Origin of the sequence: Pseudomonas sp. PB120 (assembly GCF_009761815.1) — a bacterium.
Classification (GTDB): Bacteria; Pseudomonadota; Gammaproteobacteria; order Pseudomonadales; family Pseudomonadaceae; genus Aquipseudomonas.
On record NZ_RWIN01000150.1, the window covers coordinates 1 to 18,017 of the forward strand.

Sequence of the window (18,017 nt, forward strand, 5' to 3'; positions counted from 1 at the left end):
CTCAAATTGTGGCGAGGGAGCTTGCTCCCGCTGGACTGCGCAGCAGTCCCATCTTCTTGGGCCGCTGCGCGCCCCAGCGGGAGCAAGCTCCCTCGCCACGGGGTGCGCGTAACTGACATCAGGCGTTTTCCCGTCTGTATATTGAAGTCCGGCAGGCGCAAACCTGTCGGGCTTCATTGCATCTACGCCAACAAATGCTGGCTCAAGTCGCCCATCATCTGCAGCTGCGAATAATCGCGAAAACGAAACCGCCAAACCCCGTCGACACACTCGAACTCATCCACGTAGCGCCCGGCGGCGATAGGTTGGAGGGGCAGGGCATCAGTCGCCTGCAGCACCGTGTAATACGACCGGATCGTCGCGCTACCGGCCGCTTCGTCGATGTCGATGATCGGGTTGCTGATGACGTGTTTGGTGCGCGGTGTCCCGCAGGGGTAGAGCTTGACGCGTTGTTGCCAGATGCCCAGCAGGGCCGTGTGATCGATGGGGTCGCCCTGGCTTTTGACCTTGATGCGCGCATGGCGGAACAGCTCGGCGGCCTCGACCAGTTGCCCGGCGTCCAGGCACTCGGCGTAACGGTAAAGCAGGTTGCAGATCTGTACGGCGCTGCTACTCATAAAAACCTCGAAAAAAAGCCGCTGGAACCAGACAAGGTTGCAGCGGCGTGGGTGTGTGGATGAAGAGGTTCAGGCCGCCACGGTCCGGACAGGGACGGGCAGCACGGCAGGGTTGTTGATTTGCTGGCGATAACGCGGCAGTGCCAGGGCCAGGAACACGCTGGCCAATGCCAGCATCGACACCGACGAGGCGAGGGCGAAACGCAGGGATTCACCGCCCATTCTCGGCACGAAAAAGTCGCTGAGCATGCCCACCAGCAACGGCCCGACACCGACGCCCAGCAGGGTCATGGACATCAGGAAAATCGACGTGGCCTGGGCCAGTCGTGTGGCCGGGAACAGGTGAGTGATGGCGCTGAGGCAGGGTGTTGCCCACCACACGCCAAAGAAGGCAAAGGCGCTGTAGAACAGGAACGCTTGCGGGACGGCGATGCTGCCGAGCTGGAAGGCCGTGCCTTGTGGCCAGAGGAAGTAGGCCAGGGCGAAGGGGATGCAGATCAGCGTGCCCAGCAGCGGTACGCCGATCTGCCAGCCGGCATCGCGCCGCGACATGCGGTCGGTGAGGATGCCGCAGATCAAGGTGCCGAAGGTCGCACCGGTGCCACCCACCACGCCTAGCAAGAAGCCCGCTTGTTGCAGGTTGAGGCCGTGGGAACGGATCAGGAAGCTCGGGCTCCAGGTGCCGATGGCGTAACCGGCGATGGCCGCCGCACCGCCAGCCAGTACCAGCAACAGGAACGACGGCATGCGAAACAGCTCGACCAGGGTTTGCAGCCAGCCGTCCTGTTGGGGCGCGACAATGCCCAGCGGCGCGACGCGCTTGGGCGCGCGGACGGTCAGTAACAGCAGCAAACCAAGGAATATGCCCGGTGCACCGATCAGCAGGAACGCATAGCGCCAGCCGTGGTGCTGGGCAATCCAGCCGCCCAGTCCGAGGCCCACAATCGCGCCCAGGCTGGAACCCAGCATCAGCACCGACAACGCGGTGGAACGACGACTGGCCGGGTACAGATCGGACACCATGGCCACCGACGGCGCCGTGCCGCCGGCTTCACCAACGGCCACGCCGACGCGCGCCATGACCAGGGTCAGAAAGCTGCCGGCCATGCCGCAGAGCATGGTCATCAGGCTCCAGGCAATGCAGCTGAAAGCAATGACTGGCTTGCGCCCGACACGGTCCGACAGACGCCCCATCGGGAAGCCGAACACGGTGTAGAAGACGGCGAAAGTCACCCCCGAGAGCAGGCCGATTTCGGTATCGCTGATCCCGAATTCAAGCTTCACCGGCTCGATCAGGATCGCCATCAATTGTCGGTCGATGTAATTGAACACGTAGATGCTGGCGAGCACGAACAGCGCGTAGTGCGTTCGCCATGTCACGGGGGGGGAATGGTTCACTGCGGGTGCTCCCGGTTTTGTTTTAGTTGATGGGAATGCTCAGTGCGCGTGGCATTTTTTTCATCGTCCATTCAGACCATCTTTTGCCGCTGCGCGTGAGCCGGCGCAAAGGATAGCGAACCTAGTCTTGTCGGACGATGTTTCGCTCGCGTTCAACGTCAATCATTCAGCCCATATTCGCTGGCGTGTCAGTGCTTGCCCACCTGGCGGCAAGTCCCCCGACAGCCTGAAAACAATAAGAAGCTGAGGTATTGAAATGAGCGTCTTGTTCGAGCCGGTCGCCCTGGGCGAGCTGCAACTGGCCAACCGCATCGTCATGGCTCCCATGACGCGCAGCCGCGCTCTTGCCGATGCGGTGCCCGGCAGCGACATGGTCGAGTACTACCGTCAGCGTGCCGGTGCCGGGTTGATCGTCGCCGAAGGCACCGCGCCGTCTGCCAGTGGCCTGGGCTATTGCCGTACGCCGGCCATCTACAGCAGCGAGCAGATCGCCGGTTGGCGGCAGGTCACCGAGGCCGTGCATGCCGAAGGCGGACGCATCGTGCTGCAATTGATGCACGTCGGTCGCGCCGCCAGCCAGCACAACAAGCCGGCGGGTGCGGCCACGGTAGCCCCTTCGGCGCTGCGTGCCCGGACCCAGGTATTCAGCGACGTGGCGGGCCTGGTGGACACCGATGCGCCACAAGCGCTGACCCTGCAAGGCATCGGCGAAGTGATCGAAGACTATCGCCGGGCGGCATTGAATGCGCGCCTGGCCGGTTTCGACGGCGTCGAGCTGCACTGCACCAGCGGCTACCTGCCGATGCAATTCATGGCCGCCGGCAGTAACCAGCGCGACGACGCCTATGGCGGTGATGCGGCGGGGCGGGTGCGTTTTGCCAAGGAAGTGATCGAGGCCATGGCCGGTGCCATCGGTGCCGGGCGGGTCGGCTTTCGCCTGTGCCCGGGAAACCCGTACAACGACATCGACGACCGTGATCCGGCGGCCACGGCCGCAGCCTTGTGCGAAGCCGTGGCGCCGTTGGGCCTCGCTTACCTGCACATCATGCGTTCACCGTTGAGCGACCTCGACGCCTTCGCCCTCGCGCGGCAACACAGCCCGCATGCCCTGATTCTCAACGATGGTTTCGACGGCCCTTCGGCCAGTGCCGCGCTCGCGTCGGGCGAGGGGGCTGCTGTGTCGTTTGGTCGTCACTTTATTGCCAACCCCGACCTGGTGGAGCGCCTCAAACGTGGTCTGCCGCTGAGCGGTTTCGACCGCAAGACCCTCTATACGCCGGGCTCGACTGGCTACTCCGATTACCCCACCCATCCCGTCATCACCCAGGAGGTGGCGCAATGAATCTCAACGACTTGAACGGTTTCCTGCCGACCCCACCCGTGCCACGCGAGCAGACCCAGGCGCTGCTCGACAAGCGCTCGGTCGCCGTCAGCCAGATCAAGCCGGGTGACCTCTATACCCTGGCCGACCGTCTGGAACACCAGGCGCGTGAACGAGGCGAGCGCCCGTTCCTGATCTACGGCGACGAGGTCCTGAGTTACTCCGAGGTCGATGCGCGGGCCAATCAGATGGCCCACACCTTTTATGCCAATGGCCTGCGCGCCGGCGATGTCTGCGCCCTGGCCATGGAAAACCGTCCGGCGTTTTTCAGCACCTGGTTCGGCCTGGTCAAGCTCGGGGTGGTGGTGGCGTTCATCAACACCCAGGTCAGTGGCAAACCGTTGCTGCATGCGTTGCAAACCACCGATGCCAAGGCGCTGGTGGTCGGCGAAGAATGCCTGGCCAACGTGCAGGCCACCGAAGACTTTCCGTCGCTGCCGTGCTGGCTGATCCGCGATGCGGAAAATCCCTGGAGCGGCGCACTGCCAAAAAGCGTGGACGGGCATTTCGATGCGCGCCTGGAAAAAGCCCCGCGCACACCGTTCCCCCGTGATATCCGCGCTCACATCGATGCGCAGACGACAACCCTGCTGATCTTCACCTCGGGCACCACCGGTCTGCCCAAGGCGGCGCGCTATAGCCACATGCGCTGGATGTCCTCCGGCGATGTGATGGAACCCACCCTGCAAGTCACTTGCGAAGACGTGTTCTATTGCTGCCTGCCGCTGTACCACGGCGCGGCCGCTACGTCGGTGACCTCCACTGCGTTGCGCGTCGGTGCGTCCATCGTGATACGCCGCAAGTTCAGCGTGCGCGAATTCTGGAAAGACGTGGCGCGGCACCAGATCAGCATCTTCCAGTACATCGGCGAGATTTGCCGCTACTTGCTCAATCAGCCGGCGCAGGCCGGGGACCGCGACCACAGCTTGCGCTGCATGCTCGGTGCGGGGCTGTCGCCGGACACCTGGCAGCGCTGGCTGGAACGCTTCGGCCCGATCCAGGTGTTCGAAGGCTGGGGCGCGACCGAGGCCAATGCCGCGATCATCAACGTCGACAACCATTTCGGCTCTGTCGGCCGCGTGCCTGACTGGAACAAAACCAACGTGCGCCTGGTGCGCTACGACGTCGAAAACGACTGCCACCCGCGGGACGAAAACGGCTTCTATCAACTGTGCGAAGTGGGCGAGGTTGGCGAGGCGATGGGCTTCATCGTCGATCACCCGGACATCGGCGCCGGGCGCTTCGAGGGCTACACCTCGGCGGAGGCCACCGAGAGCAAGATCCGTCGCAACGTGCTGCGCGAGGGCGATGCCTACTGGAGTTCCGGCGACTTGCTGCGCGAGGACGCCGACGGCTACTGCTACTTCGTCGACCGCATCGGCGACACCTATCGCTGGAAGAGCGAGAACGTGTCGACCCAGGAAGTGGCGGATGCCTTGGGCGATTTGCCGGGCCTGGAATTGATCAATGTCTATGGCGTCCAGGTCCCCGGACATGAAGGCCGCGCCGGCATGGCTGCGGTGCTGATGCAACCGGACCGGGCCTTCGATCCCGACGCCCTGTACGCCCTGACCGACGCGCGCTTGCCGCGCTATGCAGCCCCGGTGTTCGTGCGCGTCACCCAGGCGGCCGACCTGACCGCGAGCTACAAGTTGCGCAAGGTCGATCTGCAGCGCCAGGGCTACTGCCCGCAACGTTGCACCGATCCGCTGTTCATCCGCGACGAGCAAGCCCGTTCGTATGTGCCTTATTCGCCAGAGGTACTGGCGCGGGCCGGCCTCGCACCTTTCGCGGTGACCCCATGACTGATCTGGACACGAACGGCCACGAGCTGCGCGGCGGCCTGCGGTATCCGTGGCCGCAGGCGCCCGATGCCGGGGAGGTGCTCGAAGTGGCGCCAGGGGTTTTCTGGCTGCGCATGCCGCTGCCGTTTCGCCTGGACCACATCAACCTCTACCTGCTGCGCCACACCGATGGTTGGGTGGTGGTCGACACCGGCATGAACACCGAGCAGAGCCGTGAAGTCTGGGACCACGTGCTGGCGGGCGTGTGTGAAGGCCTGCCGCTGCTGGCGGTGGTCTGCACCCATTTTCACTCCGACCACGCCGGGGTGGCCGCCTGGTTGTCGGAGCGTTTCCACTGCCCGGTGTACATGACTGCCCACGAGTTCCAGTCGTTGCACGTCCGGTTTCCCGCCGATCAGCCACCGGGCTGGGACTTTCTCGATTTCTACCGCAAGGCGGGCGTGGCGGACGAGCAGAGCACCGAAATGTTCGGGGTGATGAGCAATGCGCATTTTCTGCCGGCGCCGCTGAACCATTACCGCCGTCTGCGTGAGGGCAGTGTCCTCGACATCGGTGGCCGTACCTGGCAGGTGGTCATCGGCCGCGGCCACTCGCCAGAACATGCCTGTCTGTATGCCGCCGAAGACGGCTTGCTGATTTCCGGTGATCAGGTGCTGCCGCGCATTACCTCCACCGTGGGCGTGCACGCCACGGAGCCGTTGGCCAACCCGCTGCGTGACTGGCTCGACTCCATCGAGCATTTGCGTGCCTTGCCCGACAGCGTGCTGGTGCTGCCGGCGCACGAACGACCTTTTTTCAATTTGCATCAGCGTCTGGATCAACTGGAGGCGCATCACCGGGCGCATCTGGCGTTGGTGCTGGCCAACTGTGAAGAACCGCGAACTGCGCTCGAACTGATGGCCGTTTTATTTCCAAAACTGTCGGGTCGTTTCGACGAACTGATGGCGTTGGGCGAAACGTTGGCGCACGCCAACTATCTGGTGGCCGAAGGGTCGCTGGAGCGGGAAGAGGACCGGGGGCGATACCGCTACCGGAGTGCTGTAAGGGGAGCGTGCGCAGCTACACCGCTCAAGGTGTTCTGAGCGGGCGGCACGGCAGCAGTGTTGAACATTCCAGGCAGCCTTTCGGTTGCCCTTCAGGAGAGACAGTGTGATCAACAAAAACAACAATAAGTCTACGGTCATGGTTTCGAGCGCATTTCAGGTCAGCGGCCTGGCAGCGGCGATTGCGCTGGTGTCCACGCCGGTATGGGCCGGGGATACGATCGAGTTCGACAACGGGTTGACCATGGACTGGTCGGTGACGACCAGCTACGGCATCGGTCTGCGCACCGGCAAGCAGAGCGATCGTTTGCTCGGCAACGCCAACGCCGACGATGCTGACCGCAACTTCGATCGCGGCAGCCTGACCACCAACCGCGTAGGCGCGCTGGGCGAAATGATCCTGCGCAAAGACAACTACGGCGCCGTGGTCCGCGCCAGTACCTTCTACGACGACGTCTACCACAACAGCAACGATAACGACTCACCGCGCACGGTGAACAAGTCGGGGAGCAACGACGAGTTCACCAGCGACACCCGCTACTACAGCGGTGGCCGCAGCCGTCTGCTCGACGCCTATGTGTTCAGCGGCTGGCGCTTCGAAAACGACACCATGCTCGACGTCAAGGCCGGGCGCCACATCGAATCCTGGGGCGAGAGTCTGTACTACCCGGGCGTGAACGGCGTACAGAACCCTTCCGACGCAGTGAAAGCCTCCCAACCGGGTGTTGAAGTCAAGGAAGTGCTGTTGCCGGTAGGCCAGTTCTCCGGTTCGTACCGCCTCAATCCGAGCCTGACGTTCGGCGCCTATGTGCAATACGAATGGAAGGGCACCGAGTTGCCGCCGGTGGGCAGCTACCTGTCGTCCAGCGATGTGGTGGGCCCGGGTCGCGAGTTCATCTACGCCAACGGGCAGAAGGTCACTTACCGCGGCACTGACGACCCGCGCGATGGCGGCCAGTGGGGTGTGCAAGTGCGTTATCGCCCGGTGCCCGCCGTCGAACTGTCGCTGTTCCACGTCAACTACCACGACAAGAACCCGGCTACCGCGCTGGTCAGTTACGACCCGGTGGCGGTCGGTGGCGGTCGATACGCCCTGGCGACCAATGGTTATCGGATCAAGTACTTCGAAGACATCAAGCTGACCGGTATCAGCGCCTCGACCAAGATTGGCGAATACCAAGTCGGTGGCGAATGGTCGTACCGCGACGGTGCGCCGGTGATGGTCAATACCGGCCTCGGCGCAGTGCCGGCTCGGGGCAAGGGCCAGCAAATGCAATTGTCGGCGATGCGCATCCTGGGCGACCGCCCTTGGGCCAGCCAGACCACCCTGACCGCCGAAGTGATCCGCGTGCAGGTCGACAGCGTCGACGACGCTTCCGCCGCGCCGAACCTGCAAGGCCTTAACCTCATTCCTCAAGTGGCTCCTTTGGTGGCGTCCTCCAATGACTATACCTACAACACCAGCGCAGGCATGCGCACCAAGTCCTCCAGTGCCTACACCGTGGGCGCATCGTTCAGTTATCCGGGAGTTTTCCAAGGCTGGGATCTGGAAGTCCCCTTCAGTTTCTCCGACGTCTTCAGCGGATCCACACCCATGGCCGGCAGCATCTCCGGCATCCAGGGCGACCGACGCCTGAGCGCGGGCACGACCTTCAAGTACCTGAGCAACCTGGAACTGGGCTTCAAATACATCGCCTACCTGGGTGAACCGGACCCGATCCAGCGTCCGTTCGCCGACCGCGACTACGCCACGTTCTCGATGAAATACACCTTCTGATCGACCGATCAAGGACCGGGCCGCATCAGCGTGCCCGGACCTTCAACACCACTGGAAATCGCCGTGGCTCAACGCTTCGGCAGGGAGGCATTATGGGGCTCAAAGGGCATGCGGCCATTGTTGGCACCGCACAATACAAACCGGAAAAATACGCGACCGCGCCCAAGATGTTTCACCTTGAGCAAGTCGCCGACCTGGCGGCTCAGGCGTTGCGTGATGCCGGGCTCAAAGCCTCGGACCTCGACGGGCTGGTGATCAACGGCCCGCACTTTCATGAAGCATCGGTGTTTGTACCGGCCATGGCCGCCGAGTACCTGGGGCTGCGCCTGAACTTCGCCGAAGTGGTGGACCTTGGGGGTTGCACGTCGGTGGGCATGGTCTGGCGTGCTGCCGCCGCCATCGAGCTGGGCCTGTGTCAGGCCGTGCTGTGCGTCATCCCGGCGCGCATGGCACCGCTCGGCCCCGACGAGGACCCGAGCTGGATGGCCCGGTCCATGCGCTACGGTGGACACAGCACGGCGTTTGGCGCACCGGAAGCGGAATTCGACCTGCCTTACGGGCACATGGGCCAGAACACCGGCTACGCCATGATCGCCCAGCGCTACGCCGCGCAATACGACTACGACCAGCGCGCGATGGCCAAGATCGCCGTCGACCAGCGCACCAATGCGCTGGCCAACCCGCAAGCGATGTTCTATGGCCAGCCGCTGACCATCGAGCAAGTACTGGCGAGCAAAATGGTCGCCGACCCGCTGCACGTCCTCGAGATCGTGATGCCGGTGGCCGGTGGCGCGGCGATGATCATCACCAGCAAGGAAGTGGCGGCGCGTTGCCGCAAGCGCCCGGCTTTCATTACCGGGTTTGGCGAACACCTGGCGTTCAAGTCGCCGTCCTATGCCGAAGACATGATCAACACCCCGATCGGCCCGGCCTCCCAGCGGGCGTTCGCCATGGCCGGCCTGAAGCCAACGGACATGCACGCGGCGCAGATCTACGACTGCTACACCATCACCACCTTGCTGACCCTGGAAGACGCTGGTTTCTGCGCCAAGGGCGAGGGCATGGCGTTCGTGCGCGAGCACGACCTGACCTGGCGTGGCGATTTCCCGATGAACACCCACGGTGGGCAACTCAGTTTCGGTCAGTCGGCCTCGGCCGGCGGCATGAGCCAGGTGATCGAGGCGGTGACGCAGATCTCGGGCGCGGCCGGTGAGCGGCAACTGGGGCGCTGCGACAACGTCTACGTCTCCGGCACCGGCGGCGTGATGAGTGAGCAGGGCGCATTGATACTTCAGGGAGCATAAACACATGTCCAACAACAAACCGATGCCGGTCCCGACGCAGATTTCCGCACCGTTCTGGGAGGGCCTGAAGGCTCGCCGCCTGTTGATCCAGCAATGCAACGCCTGCGACCACTGGAATTTCTACCCGCGCCGGCATTGCACGGTCTGCCTGGAGCATGACCTGGCCTGGCGCGAAGTCGACGGCGCCGCGACGCTGTACAGCTACACCGTGACGCGCATCGCCACGTTGCCCGACTTCATGGATGAAATGCCGCAGAAACTGGCGGTGGTCGAACTGGCCCAGGGCGTGCGTATCAACACCAACCTGGTCGGCCTGGCCGAAGATGAAATTCGCATCGGCATGCCATTGCAGCCTGTGTTCGCCGAAGTCGATGCCAAGGGCAATCGTCTGTTGCGCTTCACCGGCGTGGACAAGGATGCCGCGAGCCTCGAACTGCCGCCCGCGCAGGACAGCGAGCCGGCACCGGCGGCTTCGGAACAGCCGGCTGCCCGGCAGATCGACCTCAACGACGAGGCGGCGTTGCAGTCCCTGGTCAGTGAGCAGTACAGCGACTGGAGCAACGTCGTGGTAGTCGACCAGGCCCTGATCGACGCGTTTGCCCAGTTGTCGGGCGACGATTACTGGATCCACACCGACCCGGAACGCGCGCGCCTGCAAAGCCCGTTCGGCGGCACCATCGCCCATGGCGCACTGGTGCAGGTGCTGCAGTCACGGATGAAAATGGCGCTGGGCTTCGAGATCACCGGTTTCAGCACCCAGATCAACTACGGCTCCGACCGCCTGCGCTTCCCGGCACCGGTACCGGCCGGCTCGCGCATCCATTCGCGGGCACGGGTGAAAAAAGTCGATATCTCGTCCCGCGGCACCCAGTTGACCCTGGAACTGACCACCCACGTGGTGGGCCAGGACCGACCGTCGGTGATCAACGACCTGGTGATCCTCTACCTCGCCTGACCGCCATTCGCTCCTACATGGGAAATGCCTGCCCTTGTGGGAGCCAGCCTGCTGGCGATGTACGTCAACGATGACGCGGGCTGTCTGGATGACCGCGTTGTCTCTACGCCCATCGCCAGCAGGCTGGCTCCCACATTTTGGAACCAGGCACATCCGCAAAAAACCGGTCGGCTGTCAGGCCGCCTCGCGGCCCTGTTGCGGTGTTCGCCCCCTCGTAAGGCCGGAGCGAGGCACCGAACGAAAGGGGCAAGAGCCCTTGGTTACGCCTGACCACCACAACCCCTGTGGGAGCCAGCCTGCTGGCGATGGACTTCAACGATAACGCGCCCTGTCTGGATGATCGCGTTGTCTCAACGCCCATCGCCAGCAGGCTGACTCCCACAGAGGGGAGTGGATACATCCCCGCAACAAGACCACCCCCCAAGCCATCTGCGCCATTCCATAAGCCATTTGGACGATGTCTGAAACACACCTACCCCCGACTATTCCCCTCGAGGCAACGCTTATTTCGCGTACCTCGCATGCCTCGGCGCCTGACAAGAACAAGAGGATTGGCCCTATGACCTGCCCTATGTACGCGTGCCCCGAACAGGAGCGTTGCTCATGCGCTCGGTAATCGGTTACCTGGTTTGCCTGGTGGTCGCCCTGACCATTGGCTACACCTTTTCCCCCAAAACCGCGCCTCAAACCGAGTTGCTGGCCACGCGCCCGGATCGGGTGCAGATCAACGGCCTGCTCAATCTTGGCTCGCGCGTGGTCGCCGTGGGTGAGCGCGGCAGCATCCTGCTCAGCGATGACCAAGGCGTCAGCTGGCAACCCGCGACCGTCGCCACTCAGCGTAACGCGACCCTGACTGCCGTGGTGGCCCTGGACGACAAGCGCTTGCTGGCCGTCGGGCATGACGGCTGGATCCTGCGTTCCATGGACGCCGGCAGCACCTGGCAGGAAATACGTTACGACGCCGATCTGGGCGAACCGCTGCTCGGCATCTGGACCGGTGGTGGCGACAAGGTCATGGCCTTCGGCAGTTTTGGCAAGTTCTATCAATCCGCCGACGCCGGCCAGACATGGGCCCCGCAAACCCTGGATATCGACAGTGCGCACCTCAACAGCATGGCCGGCGGCAGCGACGGTCGTCGCATGTTGGTGGGCGAGCAGGGCCTGGTACTGCGCACTGACGATGCCGGGCAGCACTGGCAAACCCTGCCGCCGTTCTACAGCGGCTCGCTGTTCGGCATCGTGCGCCTGAGCGCGGACAACTGGGTGACCTACGGCATGCGCGGGCATGTGTTTGTCAGCCACGACTTCGGCGACAGCTGGACCCCGGTAAACGTCGGCAATCAATTACCGCTGTACGGCCATGTGGTACTGCCGGATCACACCGGCATCGTGATCGTCGGCGCCGGCAGCTCGGTGGTGCGCCTGGATGCACAGGGCGCGTTGGTCGGCGTCGGCCGCCTGTCCGGGCTGGGCACGTTGACCTCGGCGACGATGGTGGGCTCACGCCTTCTGGTCGGCGGCGAGCGCGGCGTATTGCAAGGTTCAAGTGGCAGCGTGGCTGCCCTAGCGGCCACACAGGCCACCCAGTAAATGAGAGGCGGGCAATGAATCAAGATAAACACTGGGTGACGCGCTGCGTCGACACATGCGCCGACCACTTGATGGCCTGGCGCAAGGGGCTGCTGGCACTGTTTATCCTGGTCACCGTGGGCCTGGGCTACAGCGCGACGCACACGCAACTGGACCCGGGCTTCAACAAGCAGATCCCGGTGACCCATGCGTACATGGTCAACTTTCTCAAATTCAGCCGTTACTTCACCGGGGCCAACCGGCTGCTGGTCAGCGTGCACTGGAAGGGCGAGGGCGACATCTACAACAACGAGTACCTGGAGACTCTGCGCAAAGTCACTGACGATGTGTTTTTCATCTCCGGGGTCAGCCGCCCCAGCGTGACATCGCTCTTTACCGCGAACGTGCGCTACATCGAAATCACCGAGGAAGGCTTCTTTGGCGACGTGGTGGTGCCACCGCGTTTCAGCGGCACCGCCGCAGACCTGGCGCAAGTGCGCAGCAACACGGCGGCCTCGGGGCAAGTCGGCCGTCTGGTGGCCAACGACCTGAAGTCGGCCATGGTCCGCGCCGACCTGCAGGACACCGACCCGGTGACCGGCAAGCCCGTCTCCTATGTCGACATCGCCAAGCGCCTGGAAGACATCCGCGCCAAGTACAACAGCCCGGACATCGAGATCAATATCGTCGGCTTCGCCAAGCTGGTGGGCGATGTGGTCGAAGGCCTGAACACCGTGATCGGCTTCTTTGTCGTGGCCTTTGTGATCACCGGGTTGTTGCTGTGGCTGTATTCCCGCTCTTTGCGCCTGACCGTGGTGGCATTGGCGGTGGCGTTGCTTCCCGTGGTCTGGCTGTTGGGCCTGTTGCCGCTGTTGGGGTTGGGCATCGACCCGATGTCGATTCTGGTGCCGTTCCTGATCTTCTCCATCGGCGTGTCCCATGCGGTGCAGATGACCAACGCCTGGAAGCAGGACGTGTTGGCCGGCAGCAGTTCCAGAGACGCGGCACGCTCGGCGTTCTGCAAGATTTTCATCCCGGGTTCCCTGGCCTTGCTGATGAACGCCCTGGGGTTCGCGGTGATCATGCTGATCGACATTCCCATCGTCCACGAACTGGGGGTGACGGCGTGCATCGGCGTGATGCTGATGATCATCACCAACAAACTGATGCTGCCGATCATCATTTCCTACCTGCGCCTGGAACCGGCTCTGTTGCGCCGGGCGCAAACCCGGCCGGAAGGCAAGCATCGCCTGTGGTGGCGTCTGTCGGCGCTGGCCGAACCGGGGCCGGCCCTCGGGGTGTTTGCGATCAGCCTGTTGCTGCTGTTGGCCGGGGCCTACAAGGCACGTGACCTGGCGGTGGGCGATATCGGCGCCGGTGCGCCGGAGCTAAGAGCCGATTCGCGCTACAACCAGGACAACGCCAAAATCATCGGCAGCTACGCCATCGGCCTCGATGTGATGTCGGTGTTCGTCCAGGTCAAAGGCGTCGACGAAGGCTGCCTGTCGCCAGCCGTGATGCGAGCGGTGGAAGCTTTCGATTTCCGCATGCGCACGGTCACTGGCGTGCAATCGATCCAGAGCGTGGCGGACATGGGCAAGCGGGTGATCGCCGGCAACAACGAAGGCAATCCACGCTGGGCGGCGATTCCGGGTTCCTCCCGTGGCCTGAGCCAGGGCGCGCGCGCCTATATTCCGGATGACGGCCTGGTGACCGACGGCTGCCAGCAGATGCAGATCCTGGTGTTCCTGACCGACCACGAAGGCAGCACCGTGGCCCATGCGATCAACGAAGCCAAACGGATCATTGCCGAGGTCAATTCGCCACAAGCAGAGTTCCTCCTGGCCGGCGGCAACGTCGGGGTAATGGCGGCGTCCAACGAAGCCGTCAAGCGCGCGGAAGTCATCATGCTCGGGGCGCTGTTTGGTTCGGTGGCGCTGTTTTGCTGGCTGACCTTCCTGTCAATCCGCGCGGTACTGTGCATTCTGGTGCCGCTGGCGATTGTTGCCATCCTGTGCAACGCCCTGATGACCCTGCTTGGCATCGGCCTGAAAGTCGCCACGTTGCCGGTGATGGCGTTGGGCGTGGGGGTAGGGGTCGACTACGGCATTTACCTGTACGAGCGTATCCAGCACGAAATGCTGCGGGGCGCCAACCTGCGTGAAGCGTTTTATGAAGCCATGTGCCAACGCGGCACGGCGGCGGTGTTCACGGCGGTGACCATGTCCATCGGCGTCTGCACCTGGGCGTTTGCACCACTGAAGTTCCAGGCCGACATGGGCGTGTTGCTGTCGTTTATGTTCCTGGTCAACGTGCTGGGAGCGATCTTCCTGCTGCCGGCGCTGGCGGCCTGGTTCAATCGCGGGCGACCGCTGGTCACTCAACGAGTACGTAAACCCACGGTCGCACAGGGTCAGTTCCAGCTGAAAAAAAGCCCTGCCGCGCGTGATGCTCAATAGCGGTAAATAAAGCTGTCGAGCCTCTTGTGGAGGGCGCTGACGACAGGGACACTGAGACGCAGGCAAGTTGCAGTCAAGAGGGGGAACCCTGAGTTCCCCCCAGCCAAAATTATAAAAATAATAAGGGAAGGACGTAGTCCTTACCCGCGCGAGGAGAAGACTATGCAAGACGTTGTCTTGAATAACGAAGTCCTGGAGAGCCTGGGCCTGGACCTCACCCGTTATAGCGAGTTGGTGGGCGAAATCTATGACGGCGCCCTGGATCCGAAGCGGATGGCCCATGCCCTCAAAAGCTTCCTCCATCTTTACGATGCCAATTTCGTCACCCTGATCCTGCGGGTGCCGGATCAGCAGGACATGGGCCTGATGATCATCGCCGGCGATATCGAAGGCGCCGGTGACGTTTGCTACATGACCTATCCGCAGACCTACACGCCGTTCGCCGGCCAGCCGCTGGACCATGTCTTTACTGTCGACGACATCATGAGTTCGTCGGAGTGGGAGCACAGCGCCTACTTCAAGACCTTCTGCGGCCCCAGCGACGTTTACCATGTGATGGGCGCCGACATTTCCACCCCGGACGGCGGCAAGCTGCGCTTTCGCATCACCCGGCCCAAACGTTCCATTAACTTTTGCGCCAACGAGCGGGCACTGTGCGCGATGTTCCTGCCGCATCTGCGTCGGGCGTTGCAGATGCATAATCTGCTGGATCGCAGCGTCTCGCTGACCGAGTTGTATTCCCAGGCCATCAGTCGCTTGTCGGTGGCCACGCTGGTACTCGACGAGAGCGGTAGCGTGTTGCAGATCAACCCGGTGGCCCAGGAAATCCTCGCCCAGTCCGATGGCCTGAAACTGGTGGGCGGGCGCCTCGAAGCGACCTATCCCAGCGACAACCGCGAGCTGCAACGCTTGATTCGCGCCGCGTTCTCCCCGGATGCGCCGAAGAATGCCGAAGCCATGTCGGTGACACGCCCCTCCGGGCTGGTCAATCTCGGCGTGGTGGTCGAATCGATCCCATCTCTGGACTGGGCAGAGGAGAAGGGCCAGCCGGCGGCGCTGGTGTATATCCGCGACGCAGCGAGCAAATCACTGGCCAGCGAAGTGGTGACCAAGCAGTTGTTCAACCTGACCAAGGCCGAGACGGCGCTGGCCATGGAATTGACCAACGGCCTGTCCCTGGAGGAAGCCGCCGAAGCCTTGAACATCCGCCGCAACACCGCCCGGGCGCATTTGCGTTCGATCTTCTCCAAGACGGGCGTGAGGCGCCAGACCGAGTTGGTGCGCATCCTGCTCAACAGCGTGGTGGCCTTGGGCAAACCCAAGCTGACGCTCAAAGTGCCCGAGAAAATCAAGGTGCCGCCGCTGAAACTGGCCGAACCTTTTTACCGACAGGCCTGAGCCAGACAACCCGCGTTATCGTTGACGTCCATCGCGAGCGAGCTCGCTCCTACAGTCAGTTATCCCTTTGTAGGAGCGAGCTTGCTCGCGAAAAACGTCCAGACACCGCGGGCATTCAGACAGCCCGCGTTATCGTTGACGACCATCGCGAGCGAGCTCGCTCCTACAGTCAGTTGTCCCTGTAGGAGCGAGCTTGCTCGCGAAAAACGTCCAGGCGCCGAGGGAATTCAGACAGCCCGCGTTATCGTTGACGACCATCGCGAGCGAGCTCGCTCCTACAGTCAGTTGTCCCTGTAGGAGCGAGCTTGCTCGCGAAAAACGTCCAGGCGCCGCGGGCATTCAGGCAGCCCGCGTTATCGTTGAAGTCCATCGCGAGCAGGCTCGCTCCTACAGTTTTTAGTCCGCATAGACGATGCCGCTCCGCGTTCGCCCTGTCGATACTGGGCCTACCTATCACGGAGAACCACTATGCCCATTACAGCCATCACCGGTAGCGCCTCGGGAATCGGTGCCGCCGTCGCCGCCGCCATGCGCGCCGCCGGCCACCAGGTCATCGGCATCGATCGCAGCGACGCTGAAGTGATCGCCAACCTGTCCACCGCTCAAGGACGTAACGCCGCCATCGCACAGGTGCTGGAACAGTGTGACGGCGTGCTCGACGGGCTGATCTGTTGCGCCGGGGTCGGTGTCACGGCGCCGTCCTGCTCGGTGATTCTGGCGGTCAACTATTTCGGCGTCAGTCAATTGCTGGCCGGCCTGCAAGGGGCGTTGGCCAAGAGCGAACAGCCGGCGGCACTGGTGATAGGCTCGGTGGCGGCGACGCATTCGGGTCCGGATGGCCAGCCGATGGTCGAAGCCATGCTCGCGGGCGATGAGGCCCTGGCGCTGCAGTTGGCCGACGACCTCGCTCATCCTCATCATGCCTATGCCGCGTCCAAGTACGCGGTCAGCCACTACGCCCGCGATCTGGCGGTGAGCTGGGGCAAGCTGGGCGTGCGCTTGAACGTGGTCGCGCCGGGCGCGGTCGCCACGCCGCTGCACCAGGCGTCGCTGGAAGATCCGCGCTTTGGCCAGGCCACGCGTGATTTCGTCGCGCCCCTGGGCCGCTCCGGTCGACCGGATGAGCTCGCCGCAGTGGTGGCTTTCCTGCAGTCGCCGCAAGCCTCCTTCGTCCACGGCAGCGTGGTGTTCGTCGATGGCGGCATGGACGCCATGGTCCGCGCCTCGCGCTTCTAAAAGGAATCGGCATGAACAAAGTGGCTTTCATCACGGGCGCCAGCCGGGGGATTGGCCGCGAGGCGGCATTGGCGTTCGCCCGTGCCGGTTTCGACCTGGCGATCAGTGCCCGCACCCTCAACGAGGGCGAGCACCATGAACACGCCTTGCGCGATGCCGCCGGAGCGCCGCTGGCCGGCAGCCTCAACGGCACCGCTGAGGCGTTGCGCGAGCTGGGTTGCCGAGTGCTCGTGGTGCCGATGGACCTGCTCGACAGTGCCTCGGCGCTGGATGCCTGCGAGGCGGTACTGGCCGAGTACGGGCGCATCGACGTGCTGATCAACAATGCGATCTATCAGGGCAGCGACCTCAACGCCGGGTTCATGGAGCTGCAAGCGCAAACCCTGGAACGGATGTTCAAGGGTTACATCCTGACGCCCTTCCTGCTGACCCGGGCGGTGACCGAACACATGGTGGCGCGCGGGGGCGGGGTGGTGATCAATGTCACTTCCGGCGCCGGTGAAAGTGATCCGCCAGTGGCGGCGGGCAAGGGTGGCTGGGGGTATGCGTATGGCGCGGGCAAGGCGGCGGTGTCGCGGTTGTCCGGGGTGCTGACGACGGAGTTGGGTCATGCCGGGGTGTGTGCTTATACCCTCAATCCGGGGGTGGTGACGACTGAGGCGCTCAAGGCCACCATTGGGGACAAAGGCTTGCTGGCGTTGCGTTCTGGCGTTGCTCCGCCTGAGGTTCCGGCGGCGGTGATGTTGTGGCTGGCGACGGCCGAGCAGGCGCCGGAGTTTCAGCGTCGGACGATTGCGGCGCAGTCGTTTGCGTTGGCGCATGGGATTGTGGCGGATTGGCGTTAGGCTTTTTGGGGGCGCTTGTGGGAGTGAGCCTGCTCGCAATGGCGGTGGGTCAGGCGGCTATGATTTTGTGGTGTACATATCCATTCCTGCGGTAACGGCCGCTATTGGTTTCGCCCTTACGGCGAGTCACTTGGAAAAGCGCCAAGTAACCAAGCGCTCTTGCCCCTTTCGTTCGGTGCCTCGCCTAGGCTCGGCATGCCCTCGCTCCGGTCCTGCTCCGTGGGCCCGCC

Annotated in this window: 13 protein-coding genes; 11 read left to right on the forward strand and 2 right to left on the reverse strand. The window is 63.3% G+C overall.

Annotated elements, in window-relative coordinates:
• Window positions 1–182: 182 nt before the first annotated feature.
• Together EJA72_RS27640 and EJA72_RS27645 are read right to left on the reverse strand one after the other, a co-directional pair.
• Window positions 183–617 (reverse strand): nuclear transport factor 2 family protein, encoded by a 435-nt coding sequence (locus EJA72_RS27640; RefSeq protein WP_157715043.1) that lies wholly within the window; start codon window positions 615–617, stop codon window positions 183–185.
• A 69-nt stretch (window positions 618–686) separates the two neighbouring features.
• Window positions 687–2,015 (reverse strand): MFS transporter, encoded by a 1,329-nt coding sequence (locus EJA72_RS27645; RefSeq protein ID WP_178129611.1) that lies wholly within the window; start codon window positions 2,013–2,015, stop codon window positions 687–689.
• A gap of 256 nt (window positions 2,016–2,271) precedes the next feature.
• On the opposite strand from EJA72_RS27645, the gene EJA72_RS27650 reads away from it, so the two are divergent.
• From EJA72_RS27650 to EJA72_RS27700, 11 genes are all read left to right on the forward strand, one after another.
• Window positions 2,272–3,357 carry an alkene reductase gene (locus tag EJA72_RS27650; protein ID WP_157715044.1) on the forward strand — a complete coding sequence of 362 codons (1,086 nt, stop codon included), beginning with the start codon at window positions 2,272–2,274 and terminating at the stop codon, window positions 3,355–3,357.
• Window positions 3,354–5,201 carry a long-chain-acyl-CoA synthetase gene (locus EJA72_RS27655; RefSeq protein ID WP_157715045.1) on the forward strand — a complete coding sequence of 616 codons (1,848 nt, stop codon included), beginning with the start codon at window positions 3,354–3,356 and terminating at the stop codon, window positions 5,199–5,201. Before EJA72_RS27650 ends, EJA72_RS27655 begins: the two co-directional genes overlap by 4 nt.
• The gene (locus EJA72_RS27660) at window positions 5,198–6,283 is read left to right on the forward strand and encodes an MBL fold metallo-hydrolase (RefSeq protein ID WP_157715046.1); all 1,086 of its coding nucleotides are present in this window, start codon (window positions 5,198–5,200) and stop codon (window positions 6,281–6,283) included. The genes EJA72_RS27655 and EJA72_RS27660 overlap by 4 nt, the downstream gene beginning before the upstream one ends.
• A gap of 67 nt (window positions 6,284–6,350) precedes the next feature.
• Complete coding sequence (locus tag EJA72_RS27665) at window positions 6,351–8,021, forward strand: DUF1302 family protein (RefSeq protein ID WP_178129612.1); 1,671 nt, start codon at window positions 6,351–6,353, stop codon at window positions 8,019–8,021.
• Between the two features lie 92 nt (window positions 8,022–8,113).
• Entirely contained in the window at window positions 8,114–9,325 is a 1,212-nt protein-coding gene (locus EJA72_RS27670; protein ID WP_157715047.1) for a thiolase family protein, read from the forward strand.
• A 4-nt stretch (window positions 9,326–9,329) separates the two neighbouring features.
• The gene (locus tag EJA72_RS27675) at window positions 9,330–10,280 is read left to right on the forward strand and encodes an OB-fold domain-containing protein (protein ID WP_157715048.1); all 951 of its coding nucleotides are present in this window, start codon (window positions 9,330–9,332) and stop codon (window positions 10,278–10,280) included.
• A 603-nt stretch (window positions 10,281–10,883) separates the two neighbouring features.
• Window positions 10,884–11,870: a YCF48-related protein gene (locus tag EJA72_RS27680; protein ID WP_157715049.1), complete on the forward strand. Its 987-nt coding sequence runs from the start codon at window positions 10,884–10,886 to the stop codon at window positions 11,868–11,870.
• A 14-nt stretch (window positions 11,871–11,884) separates the two neighbouring features.
• Entirely contained in the window at window positions 11,885–14,308 is a 2,424-nt protein-coding gene (locus tag EJA72_RS27685; RefSeq protein WP_157715050.1) for an RND family transporter, read from the forward strand.
• A 162-nt stretch (window positions 14,309–14,470) separates the two neighbouring features.
• On the forward strand, window positions 14,471–15,706 hold the full coding sequence (locus EJA72_RS27690; protein ID WP_157715051.1) for a helix-turn-helix transcriptional regulator: 1,236 nt from the start codon (window positions 14,471–14,473) through the stop codon (window positions 15,704–15,706).
• Between the two features lie 468 nt (window positions 15,707–16,174).
• On the forward strand, window positions 16,175–16,942 hold the full coding sequence (locus EJA72_RS27695; RefSeq protein ID WP_157715052.1) for an SDR family oxidoreductase: 768 nt from the start codon (window positions 16,175–16,177) through the stop codon (window positions 16,940–16,942).
• Window positions 16,943–16,953: 11 nt separating this feature from the next.
• Entirely contained in the window at window positions 16,954–17,787 is an 834-nt protein-coding gene (locus EJA72_RS27700; protein WP_157715053.1) for an SDR family NAD(P)-dependent oxidoreductase, read from the forward strand.
• The last annotated feature ends 230 nt before the right edge of the window (window positions 17,788–18,017 follow it).